General features: G+C 72.2%; 11 protein-coding genes. All 11 read right to left on the bottom strand.

Features of this window, described 5'->3' with window-relative positions; all coding sequences use genetic code 11:
* On the bottom strand, window positions 1-553 hold a 553-nt coding region (locus tag VQ02_RS33040), incomplete at its 3' end, for a TRAP transporter small permease (protein WP_048448509.1).
* A gap of 12 nt (window positions 554-565) precedes the next feature.
* On the bottom strand, window positions 566-1579 hold the full coding sequence (locus VQ02_RS33045) for a TRAP transporter substrate-binding protein (RefSeq protein WP_048448510.1): 1014 nt from the start codon (window positions 1577-1579) through the stop codon (window positions 566-568).
* Window positions 1580-1711: 132 nt separating this feature from the next.
* On the bottom strand, window positions 1712-2596 hold the full coding sequence (locus tag VQ02_RS33050) for an NAD(P)-dependent oxidoreductase (RefSeq protein WP_209437102.1): 885 nt from the start codon (window positions 2594-2596) through the stop codon (window positions 1712-1714).
* Window positions 2593-3645, bottom strand: coding sequence for a transketolase family protein (locus VQ02_RS33055; RefSeq protein ID WP_048448512.1), 1053 nt, complete (start codon window positions 3643-3645; stop codon window positions 2593-2595). Before VQ02_RS33055 ends, VQ02_RS33050 begins: the two co-directional genes overlap by 4 nt.
* The gene (locus tag VQ02_RS33060; protein WP_048448513.1) at window positions 3642-4490 is read right to left on the bottom strand and encodes a transketolase; all 849 of its coding nucleotides are present in this window, start codon (window positions 4488-4490) and stop codon (window positions 3642-3644) included. Before VQ02_RS33060 ends, VQ02_RS33055 begins: the two co-directional genes overlap by 4 nt.
* Window positions 4491-4503: 13 nt before the next feature.
* Window positions 4504-5253: an SDR family NAD(P)-dependent oxidoreductase gene (locus tag VQ02_RS33065; RefSeq protein ID WP_048448514.1), complete on the bottom strand. Its 750-nt coding sequence runs from the start codon at window positions 5251-5253 to the stop codon at window positions 4504-4506.
* 236 nt (window positions 5254-5489) lie between these two features.
* Window positions 5490-6386, bottom strand: coding sequence for a LysR substrate-binding domain-containing protein (locus tag VQ02_RS33070; RefSeq protein WP_048448515.1), 897 nt, complete (start codon window positions 6384-6386; stop codon window positions 5490-5492).
* 105 nt (window positions 6387-6491) lie between these two features.
* Entirely contained in the window at window positions 6492-7928 is a 1437-nt protein-coding gene (locus VQ02_RS33075) for a sensor histidine kinase (RefSeq protein WP_048448516.1), read from the bottom strand.
* A gap of 146 nt (window positions 7929-8074) precedes the next feature.
* On the bottom strand, window positions 8075-8932 hold the full coding sequence (locus VQ02_RS33080) for a TVP38/TMEM64 family protein (protein WP_083469585.1): 858 nt from the start codon (window positions 8930-8932) through the stop codon (window positions 8075-8077).
* Window positions 8929-9582, bottom strand: a complete 654-nt coding sequence (locus tag VQ02_RS33085; RefSeq protein WP_048448517.1) for a class I SAM-dependent methyltransferase — start codon at window positions 9580-9582, stop codon at window positions 8929-8931. The genes VQ02_RS33080 and VQ02_RS33085 overlap by 4 nt, the downstream gene beginning before the upstream one ends.
* Before the next feature lie 61 nt (window positions 9583-9643).
* Window positions 9644-10792: a tRNA 2-thiouridine(34) synthase MnmA gene (gene mnmA / locus VQ02_RS33090; RefSeq protein ID WP_048448518.1), complete on the bottom strand. Its 1149-nt coding sequence runs from the start codon at window positions 10790-10792 to the stop codon at window positions 9644-9646.
* Window positions 10793-10849 lie beyond the last annotated feature (57 nt).

Raw genomic sequence — 10849 nt, forward strand, 5'->3', positions numbered from 1 at the left:
CGCTGAGCGCCACGGCGCCGGCGGCATGGCGCCAGTCGGCGCACTCGATGAGGCGGAGCGCGGCGACGACGAGCATGAGGGCGAAGCCGACCGGGAGGGCGGCGGCGCGCCAGGCGTTGGTGATCTCCAGCGCCGGGGTCTGGACGAAGATCTCCTCGTGGGCGAACTCGTAGGCCGGATGGAGGAGCATGACCACGAAGGCGAGGCCGGCGGCGAGGGCCACGGCCTCGAGGAAGGCCTGTGTCCTGGGCGAGGCCATGCTGACGAGGGCGGTCATGCGCATGTGCTCGGCGCGGCGGTAGGCGACGACGGAGCCGAGCATGGCGAGCCAGAGGAAGAGGATCGAGGCGAGCTCGTCGGACCAGACGATGGGGGCGTGGAAGACGTAGCGGCTGACGACGCCTGCCAGCAGCACCACGACCTCGGCCACCACCAGGAGGGCGGCCGGGATCTCGACCAGGGGGCCCAGCGCTTTGTCGAGGGAGCGCGCCCAGGCGCGCTTGGCCGACGCCGCCGGCAAGGCAGGCGTCTCCGTTGCGATGTCGATATGCATCGTATGCCTCCCTCAGGCCAGCTTGCCGGCGACGGCCTCGAGGTGCTCCCAGGCCGCGTCCCCGTACTTGGTCTTCCAGTCCTTGTAGAAGCTCGTGCGGCCGAGCGCATCGCGAAATTTCTGGCGATCAACCTCGATGAAGGTGATGCCCTTGGAGCCGAGGTCCTGGCGCAGGGAGGCGCTGAGCTTGACGATGTCGGCGCGCTGGTCGTCGGCCGAGCGGTCGAGCTCGCGGGCCGCGATGGCGCGCAGATCCTCCGGCAGGCGCTGCCAGGCCCGCTTGTTGCCGAGCATCCAGTAGCCGTCCCAGACGTGACCGGTGAGGCTGCAGCTCTTCTGCACCTCGTAGAGCCGGGTCGTCGCCGTGATGGCGAGCGGGTTCTCCTGACCCTCGAAGATCTTGGTCTGCAGCGCCGAGTACAGCTCGTTGAAGTTGAGCGGGGCCGCGCCGGCGTCGAGCGCCTTGAACAGCGAGGTCAGCATCGGCGACGGGGGCACGCGGATCTTGAAGCCCTTGAGGTCCTCCGGCGTGCGGATCTCCTTGGTCGAGGAGGTGATGTGGCGGAAGCCGTTGTCCCACACCTTCGAGACGGTCTGGATCGGCGTCTTGGCGATCTGCTCGCGGACGTAATTGCCGAGGCCGCCGTCCATCGCCTTCCAGACGTCGTTGTAGTCCTTGAAGGCGAAGCCGGTATTCGGCAGCGCCGCGGCGGGAACGAAGGTCGAGAGGATCGAGGTCGAGAGATTGAAGAACTCGACGCTGCCGTTGCGGACCTGCGACAGCAGGTCGGTGTCGGAGCCGAGCTGGTTGGCCGGGAAGAGCTTGATGTCGAGGCGCCCGTTGGACGCCTCGCGGATGCGGGTCAGCGCTTCCTGGGCCCGGATGTTGACCGGGTGGGTCGGGTCCTGGCCGGTGGCGAGCTTGTAGTCGAACTCCGCCGCGCGGAGGGGCCGGGTGAAGATGGTGACGAGCGGCATCGCCGCGGCGCCGGCCAGCAGGGTACGACGGGAGAGGGCTTGGCTCATGGGAGTCTCCTCGGAGAAGGGGGGATCGGGCCGGTTGGGCCGGCTTCTGGGGATGGGGGCCATCCCGTCCCCAGCCGCGATCCCGGGCTTGCCCGGGATCGCGGCGAGTCGTGGGGAGGGGGATTGGGCAGGCTACTTGCCGTTCAGGGCCCGGTAGGAGCCGATGACCTGGCTGTCGTCCTCCGCGCCGGCGCCACGGCCGGACGCGGCGAGAAAGAGCTGGTGGGCGAGTGCGGCGAGGGGCAGGGCGGCCTTCTCGCTGCGGCCGGCCTCGAGCACGATGCCGAGGTCCTTGACGAAGATGTCGACGGCGCTGGTCACCCGCGGGGTCTCCTCCAGCATCCGCGGCCCGCGATCGCGCAGCATCCAGCTCGAGGCGGAGGAGCCGGAGACGATCCCGAGCGCCACCTCGCCGTCGATGCCGACCTTGGCGGCCAGCGACAGGGCCTCGGCGGCAGCGGCCAGGTTCACCCCGCACAGGAGCTGGTTGACCGCCTTCATGGTGGCGCCCTGACCGGGCTCCGGGCCGACGTGGAACACCTTGTCGCCCATCGCCTCGAGCAGCGGCCGCACCCCGGCGATCACGGCGGCGGGGGCCGCCGCCATGATCGTGAGGCTACCGGCCTCGGCGCCGACGACCCCGCCGGAGACGGGAGCGTCGACGAAGGCCCGGCCGGTCGCGGTCACCCGCTTCGCCAGGGCCGCCACGGCGGCCGGCGGGCAGGTCGCCATCAGGACCACCGCGGCGTCCGGGGAGAGGCGCTCCAGGGCGCCCTCACCGAACAGCACCGCCTCGGCCTGGTCGGCGTTGACCACCATCAGCACCAGGACTGCGGCGCCGTCCGCCACCGCCGCGACCGTCTCGGCGGGGGTCCCGCCGGCGGCCGCGAAGGCGCTCCTGCCCTCGAGCCGCACGTCGAAGCCGCGCACGGGAAAGCCGTGCCGCACGAGGTTGCGGGCCATGGGCAGGCCCATGGAGCCGAGGCCGACGAAGGCGATGGGTGCCTCGGCGCTCACAGCCATTCGCGGATGCTCCGCGCCATGGCCGCCGTCGAGATGCCGTAGCGGTCGTGGAGGGTCGGCAGGGCGCCGGCATCCAGGAACTCGTCCGGCAGGCCGACCTGGCGGAAGGCCTTCGGCACCGTGCCGCTGCGCAGGAGCAGACCCGCCACTGCCTCGCCCAAGCCGCCGACCACGGTGTGGTTCTCGGCCACCACCACCAGGCGCCCGCCCTTGCCGACCTCGCGCAGGATCGTCTCGGTGTCGAGCGGCTTGATCGTCGGTACGTGCAGCACCGCGACGTCGACCTTGTCCTCCCGCAACGCCTCGGCCGCCTCGAGCGCCCGCATCGTCATCAGGCCGGTCGAGATGATCAGGACGTCGTTGCCGTCCCGGATCGTCTTGGCCTTGCCGAGCTCGAACTTGTAGCCGTACTCGTCGAGCACCAGGGGCACGTTGCCCCGCAGGAGCCGCATGTAGACCGGCCCCTTGTGATCGGCGATGGCCGGCACCGCCTGCGCGATCTCGTGCGCGTCGCAGGGGTCGAGAATCGTCATGTTGGGCAGGCCGCGGAAGATCGCGATGTCTTCCGTGGCCTGGTGGCTCGGGCCGTAGCCGGTGGTCAGGCCCGGCAGCGCGCAGACGATCTTGACGTCGAGGTTCTCCTCCGCGATCGCCATGCAGATGAAGTCGTAGGCGCGCCGCGCCGCGAACACCGCGTAGGTGGTGGCGAAGGGCTGGAAGCCCTCCCGCGCCATGCCGGCGGCGGCGCTGATCAGCAGCTGCTCGGCCATGCCCATCTGGTAGAAGCGCTCGGGGTGCTTCTGGGCGAAGATGTGCAGGTCGGTGTACTTGCCGAGATCGGCGGTCAGCCCGACGATCTCCGGGCGCTCCTCCGCGAGCTTGGCCAGCGCGTGGCCGAACGGGGCCGGCGCGGTGCGCTGGTCGGGGGCCGCCAGCGAGGCGATCATCGCCGAGGTGGTGAGCCGCGGCTTGTCCGCCGTGCCCTGGCCGCCCTCGCCCTGCTCACCGAGCCAGGCCGGGCGCGTGTACTTCGAGCGTCTCATGCGGGCCTCCCGGCATCCAGGATCTTGATCGCGTCCTGCCACTCCTGCGGCTCCACCCGCAGGAAGTGGTTGCGCTCGCGCGCCTCGAGGAAGGGAATGCCCTTCGCCATCTTGGTGTCGCAGATGACGATCCGGGGCTTCGGCTCGGTGCAGGCCTTGGCGGCATCGAAGGCCTGGACGAGGGCGTCGATGTCGTTGCCGTCGACCCGCTGGACGTGCCAGCCGAAGGCCTCGAAGCGGGAGGCCGCCGGCTCGAAGCCGGTGACCTGCGAGGCGGGCCCGTCGGCCTGCTGGTTGTTGACGTCCACGATGGCGATCAGGTTGTCGAGCTTCCAGTGGCTCGCCGACCAGGCGCCCTCCCAGATCGAGCCCTCGCCGAGCTCGCCGTCGGAGATCAGGCAGTAGACGAACGAGTCCGACTTCTTGCGCTTGAGCCCGAGGCAGAAGCCGACCGCAAGCGCCAGCCCGTGACCGAGCGAGCCGCCGGTGATCTCCATGCCGGGGGTGTAGGCGGCCATGCCGGACATCGGCAGCCGGCTGTCGTCGGCCCCGTAGCTCGTCAGCTCGTCCTCCGGGATGATCCCGGCCTCGAGCAGGGCGGCGTAGAGCGCGATGGCGTAGTGGCCGATCGAGAGCAGGAAGCGGTCGCGCCCCTCCCATTCCGGCTCGGCCGGGCGGTAGCGCATGGCGTGGAAGTACGACACCGCCAGCACGTCGGCGATGCCGAGGGCCTGGGCGATGTAGCCCTGGCCCTGGACCTCGCCCATCAGGAGGGCGTTGCGGCGGATGCGGTAGGCCCGCTCGGCGAGCGAGGGGCTGTTCTGCCCGGGTTCGGTGGGAGGCATGGTCGCGTCCTCGTCAGTGGATCAGCATGCCACCGTTCACGTCGATGACGGCGCCGGTGATGTAGGAGGAGAGGTCGGAGGCCAGGAACAGGCAGGCATTGGCGACGTCGTCGGCGACGCCGAGGCGGCCGAGCGGGATGCCCTTGGCGATCTCGCCCTTCAGCTCGTCGGTGAGCTTGCCGGCGGTGATGTCGGTCTGGATCAGGCCGGGGGTGATGCTGTTGACCCGCACCGTGTCGGGGCCGAGCTCGCGGGCCATCGCCTTGCCGAGGCCCAGCACGCCGCCCTTGGCGGCGCTGTAGTGCGGACCGCCGAAGATGCCGCCGCCGCGCTGCGCCGAGACCGACGACATGCAGACGATCGAGCCGGACCTCTGCTTGCGCATCTGCGGCACCACCGCCTGGCTCATGTAGAGCGTGCCGCGCAGGTTGACGTCGAGCACCGCGTCGTAGTTGCCGGGCTCGATCTCCATGAACTTCAGCGGCTGGGTGATGCCGGCGTTGTTGACCAGCACGTCGATGCGGCCGAGGCGCGAGACCACCTCGTCGGCGGCGGCCTGGCAGGCGGCCTTGTCGGTGACGTTGCAGGCGAGACCGAGATGACCGTCGCCGAGCGCGCGGGCGGCCTCTTCGGCTTGGCCGGCATCGAGATCGAGGATCACCACCTTGGCGCCGTGCTGCGCGAAGAGCTTCGCGGTGGCGCGGCCGATGCCCCGCAGGGATGCGGCGCCCGTGATCAGGCACACTTTGTCGGTCAGAAGCATGTCGTCCTCCCTGGCTGGCCGGACCGGTCCCGGCCCTTCGCGCACGAGGGAGTGACTTCGACGCCCGAGGCCTCACGCCCCGGTCGCCGCCCGTCCTCGACGGTGCCTCCCTCGTCTCGTTGCAGGCACAGTGCCTGGAGCAGGGGCCGCGGACAAACGCGGAAATTACAGTCAGAGGTGAATACGATTCATCTCGCGCCGCGCAGGACCGGGCGCCGCCCGCCGACCCGCGGCATTCAGGCGAGATCGTCCGGCAGCGCGATCCCCATCTCCTGCGCCAGCCAGCTCGAGAACACCCGCAGGGGCGCGCGGCGCCGGGTGGTCGCCGGATAGACGAGGTGATGGCCGACATACGTGACGTCCCGGGCCCGGCCGAGCAGCGGCGCGACGAGGCGGCCGCTGGCGAGCTCCCGCTCCGCGAGCAGGGTCGATTCGAGCGCGACGCCGAGCCCGTCGGCGGCGGCCGCGATGGCCAGGAAGCTGCGGTCGAAGCGCACCCCGAGGGGCCGGGGCGCCGGCAGCCCGTTGCGGGCGAACCAGAGCGGCCAGCGCACCTGCTTGTTGTCGCTCTGGATCAGCACCTCGCCGAGGAGGTCGGCAGGCTCGCGGATGCGGGCGGCCCGCTCGGGGTCGCAGAGCGGCATCACCGTCTCGGTGCAGAGCGGCACGACCACGAGGCCCTCGCCGCGAGGCGGGCCGTAGACGATGTCGGCGTCGAACTCGTCGCCGACGAAGCGGGCGTAATCCATCCCGGCGGCGAGCCGGACCTCGAAGCCCGGATGGGCCGCCAGGAACCGGGCGAGGCGGGGCGTCAGCCACTGCGCCGCGAGGCTCGGCGCGCAGTGCAGGCGCAGGAGCTGCGGTCCTCGCGCCGCCACGAGGTCGAGGCCGCGATGCAGCTCGTCGAAGGCGCGGCTGACGTGCTCCAGCAGCGCCTCGCCGGCGGCGGTCGGCACCACGCCCTGGCCCTGGCGCTCGAACAGGGTGACGCCGAGCATCCCCTCCATCTTGCGGATGGCGTGGCTGACCGCGCTCGCCGTGAGGTTCAGCTCAGCGGCCGCGTCCTTGAAGGAGCGGCGGCGCGCGGCCGCCTCGAAGGAGCGCACGGCGGAGAGGGGGACGCGCAGCGACATGACCCTACGATGCGGCGGCGCCGGCCAGCTTGGCAACCCGCTTGGAACGCCACTTCGAAAGCCGCTTGGAAGGCCACTCGGCGACCACCTCTTCGAAAGCCGCGCTCACGCCTCGCGATCGGGCAGGGTGATGCGGAAGCGCGCCCCGCTGCGGGTCTCGTCGAGGCTCAGGGCGCCGCCGTTGAGCCGCACCAGCTCGGCCGCGATGGCGAGGCCGAGGCCGGTGCCGCCGGAGCGGCCGGCGCCCTGGAACGCCTCGAACAGGTGGGCCCGGGCCCGCTCCGGCAGGCCGGGGCCGTTGTCGGAGACGAGGATCGTGACGGTGCCGCCGGTCCGCTCCGCCTCGATCGCCACCAACGGCGCCGCGTCGGCGGCCCCGGCGAGGCCGAGCGCCTGGACGGCGTTGCGCACCAGGTTGACCAGCACCCGCGACAGCTGGTCGGGATCAGCGTCGACGCTCAAGGCCTCGGGGGTGCGGTCCTCGATGGTCACGGCCGCCCCGGGGGCGAGCCCGGCGAGGTCGAGGGCATCGCGCAGGATCGGCCGCAGGGGCGTGAGGCGGCGCTCCGGCGGGCGCTCGGCCGCCCGGCCGTAGGCCAGGGTCGCCTCGCAGTAGCGGATCGCCCGGCCGAGCGTCGCGACGAGGCGCGGCGCCACCCGCTGCACCCCCGGATCGGCGACGTGCTCGAGCCGGTCGACCAGCAGCTGCGCCGTGGTCAGCAGGTTGCGCAGCTCATGATTGATCTTGCTCACCGAGAGGCCGAGATCGGCCAGGCGCCGCTTCTGGCGCAGCTCGCCCGACAGGATCGTCTCCATGCGGGCGAGCGCGGTCTCGGCGGCGCCGATCTCGTCGCTGCGCCAGGACGGACTGATCCGCCGCGACAGGTCCTCCGGATCCTCCGCGAAGGCGGCGATGTTGCGGGCCAGCCGCCGCACCGGCCGCACGATGGAGAGCTGGAGCGCCAGGAAGACGAGGCCGGCCGTGATGCCGGAGATCGCCAGGGAGGCGAGCAGGATGCGGCGCGAGAAGGCGATCATCGCGGCGCGCAGGGGGGCAGGATCGAGGACCAGCTCGACGAAGTCGACCCCGTCCATGCCGTGGCCGATCACCCGCAGGGGCAGGGGGTTTGTCTGCGTCAGCGTGCGCCAAGCGCCGCCGATCCCCTCGATCCAGTCGGCGTCGCGCAGGTCGACGGTCTCGCCGACCTCGGGCGGCATCGGCGTGAGGTTGAGGAGGCGCCGGGCGCCGCCGGCCTTGAGGGCGATGGCACGGGCCCCGACGCCGGTCAGCAGCCGGCGGGCGAGGTCGTCCGACACCCGCTGCTGGGGCGCGGCGTCGAGCACCAGGGCGGCGACCTGCGCGGCGGCGACCCGATCCGACAGCCAGGAGCGCCGGAAGGTCGCGATGCTCGGCACGTAGATCAGCACCTCGGCGATGAGGACGAACACCACCGTGAGCAGGAGCAGGCGGCCGGACAGCCCGATGCGTCCGGCGAGGCCCCGGACACCACCCTGGCTCGCCGCGTCCTCGGACCACTGCACGTTCCCGACGCCCTCGCTCGCCCGACATCCTCACTCGCCGCGAGGCCGGCGGAACACTAACACGCCCGTTCGGCCTTTCCCAGATTGCCGAAAATCCAGTCGACGGCCAAGGAATTGCGCGCGATGCTGCCGCGCCGTCCGGCGGCTCAGCGGGGCTGGCGCCGCCACCGCCGCCAGGCGACCGGCAGCAGCGCCAGGGCGCCGAGGCCCAGCAGGGTGGCGATGAGCTGCGGCGTGACGATGGTGCGCAGGGACAGGGCGGCGTCGCAGGCGATGCCGCCGGCCACCAGGCAGGCCTCCTTGGCCTCCTGATGGGCCGCCACCACGGTCTCGACCCCGGCCCCCGCCGAGGCGTAGATGAAGGCGCCGGGGCTGATGCCGATGAGCGTGGCGAGCGCGAAGGTGCGCAGGCGCACGCCGAAGATCGCAGGCGCCAGGTTGGTCATCCAGAACGGGAAGACCGGCAGGAGCCGCAGCACCATCACGTACGAGAAGGCGTCGCGGCGAAACCCTTCCGCCAGCCGGCCGAGGCGCGAGCCGGCGCGCCGCAGCAGCACCTCGCCCGCCGCCGTGCGGCCGATGGAGAAGACCACGACGGCGCCGGTCGTGGCGGCTGCGATCGACACCAGGGCGCCGGCGACCGGGCCGAACAGGAAGCCGCACAGGGTCGTCATCACCACCGAGACCGGCAGCGACACGATCACGGTGCCGACATAGGCGAGATAGGCGCAGGCATAGGCGCGCCAGAATCCCTCCGCCACCCAGGCCTTGGCGAAGGCCCGGGAGGCCAGCAGCTGGTCGACGCTGAACCAGCGGGTGATGCCGCCGAAGAGCAGGCCGAGGGAGAGCGCCACCAGGGCGACCAGCGGCAGCACCCGCAGCCAGCGGCGCCAGGCCGGGACCGCCACGGCCTCCGGGCCCGGCGCGTCCGCCGCGGGCGGGCCCCCCGCCTCCGGCGGTTCGGGACGGGAGGGTTCGTCGCGGAGCCGGGACAGCGCGCTCACCCCGGCTTCTGCATGCGCAGGATCTTGAAGAAGCCGCCCGGGAAGGTCGGCTTGAGCCCGATGAAGGTCACGCCCTTGGCCCGGGCCCAGGCCTCGATCCGGGCGGCCTTGAAGTCCGAGCTCCAGCCGATCTTCGAGCAGAGCGGGGCGACGATCTCCTCGACCCGGGCGACGGTGCCGTCGGCCTGGCCGAAATGGTTGGCGAGCACGATCATGCCGCCGGGCTTCAGCACCCGCAGGAACTCGTCGAGGGCGCCCTCGGGATCCGGCACCAGGGTGATGAGGAACTGCGCCACCACCGCGTCGAAGCTCGCATCGGCGTAGCCGAGGCGGCAGACGTCCATGACCTGGAGGCCCTTGACGTGGGACAGGCCCCGGCGGGCCACCTTGCGGTTGGCTCGCCGCAGCATGTCCTCCGACAGATCGACGCCGTAGACCTCCGCGTCCGCCGGATAGTAGCCCAGGGACAGGCCGGTGCCGACGCCGGCCTCCAGGATGCGGCGCCCGCCGACGAGCGCCGCCTCGACCGCGTCCCGGGCCGCCGGCTCGGTGAGCTTGTCGTAGACCACGTCGTAGACCGGCGCCCAGCGCGCGTAGGCCTTGCGCATCAAGGCGGTGGTGGGCCCCGCCTCTCGCGGCTCGCTCAGCATGTCCGTACCGTCTCCGAGATCAACTGGTGTCCGCGGGCCGGGGGGCCGCGCGGAGAGGGGGTCAGGCCGCCGCCAGGCGCTCGGCCTCGACCCGCCGGATGGTGCCGCCGCCGAGAACCCGCGCCCGCGGCCCGTCATCGGCATAGATGACGCAGGCCTGGCCCGGCGACACCCCGTCCTCGGGCGTCGCGAGGGTGATTTCGGCGCAGGCTCCGTCCGGATTCCAGGTCAGGCTGGCGGGGCGCGGCTCGCGGGGGGAGCGCACCCGCACCGCCACGGGCAGGCCGCGCGCCGCGTCGAGGGCCGAATCGCCGAGCCAGTTCGGGTCGGCGAGGCGGATCACCGAGGTGGCGAGCGCCTCGCGCGGGCCGACCACCACCCGGGCCTCGCCGGGTTCCAGGCGCACGACGTAGAGCGGCTCGCCCGCCGCGACGTTGAGGCCGCGGCGCTGGCCCACCGTGAAGCCAATGATGCCGTCGTGGCGCCCCAGCCGCCGCCCGTCGAGGTGGACGATCTCGCCCGGGCGCACGGCATCGGGCCGCAGGCGGGCGATCACGTCCTGGTAGCGCCCCTGGGGCACGAAGCAGATGTCCTGGCTGTCGGGCTTGTCGGCGACGCTGAGGCCGAACGCCTTGGCGAGCGCCCGGGTCTCGTCCTTCGGCCGCTCGCCCAGGGGGAAGCGCAGGAGGTCGAGCTGCTCGGCCGTGGTGGCGTACAGGAAGTAGCTCTGGTCCCGGGCCGGATCGAGGGCGCGGTGCAGGGCGCGGCCGCCGGTGGGCAGGGCCCGGCTCGCGACGTAGTGGCCGGTCGCCAGCACGTCGGCCCCGAGGTCCAGGGCGGTGGCGAGCAGGTCGCGGAACTTGATCGAGCGGTTGCACTCGACGCAGGGGATCGGCGTCTCGCCCTGGAGGTAGCTGTCGGCGAAGCGGTCGATCACCGCTTCGCGGAACCGGTCCTCGTAGTCGAGCACGTAATGCGGGATGCCGATCGTCTCGGCGGCCCGGCGGGCGTCGTGGATGTCCTGGCCCGCGCAGCAGGCGCCCCGGCGGTGGCTCGCCGCGCCGTGGTCGTAGAGCTGCAGCGTGATCCCGACCACGTCGTAGCCCTCGCGCTTGAGCAGCGCGGCGACGACGGAGGAATCGACGCCCCCGGACATCGCCACGACGACGCGGGTATCCTCCGGGGCTTTTTGCAGATCGAGCGAGTTCATGACCGTGCGACGGGTTTCAGGCGGCAGCCGGAGGGCCGCCCTCCGGCGCCGCCTGAA

It is taken from the genome of Methylobacterium variabile (assembly GCF_001043975.1).
Taxonomy (GTDB): domain Bacteria; phylum Pseudomonadota; class Alphaproteobacteria; order Rhizobiales; family Beijerinckiaceae; genus Methylobacterium; species Methylobacterium variabile.

Coding starts and splice junctions, on each gene's coding strand:
- mnmA (WP_048448518.1), bottom strand. CDS start 10,792: ATGAACTCGCTCGATCTGCAAAAAGCCCCGGAGGATACCCGCGTCGTC.
- VQ02_RS33055 (WP_048448512.1), bottom strand. CDS start 3,645: ATGAGACGCTCGAAGTACACGCGCCCGGCCTGGCTCGGTGAGCAGGGC.
- VQ02_RS33065 (WP_048448514.1), bottom strand. CDS start 5,253: ATGCTTCTGACCGACAAAGTGTGCCTGATCACGGGCGCCGCATCCCTG.
- VQ02_RS33060 (WP_048448513.1), bottom strand. CDS start 4,490: ATGCCTCCCACCGAACCCGGGCAGAACAGCCCCTCGCTCGCCGAGCGG.
- VQ02_RS33045 (WP_048448510.1), bottom strand. CDS start 1,579: ATGAGCCAAGCCCTCTCCCGTCGTACCCTGCTGGCCGGCGCCGCGGCG.
- VQ02_RS33070 (WP_048448515.1), bottom strand. CDS start 6,386: ATGTCGCTGCGCGTCCCCCTCTCCGCCGTGCGCTCCTTCGAGGCGGCC.
- VQ02_RS33085 (WP_048448517.1), bottom strand. CDS start 9,582: ATGCTGAGCGAGCCGCGAGAGGCGGGGCCCACCACCGCCTTGATGCGC.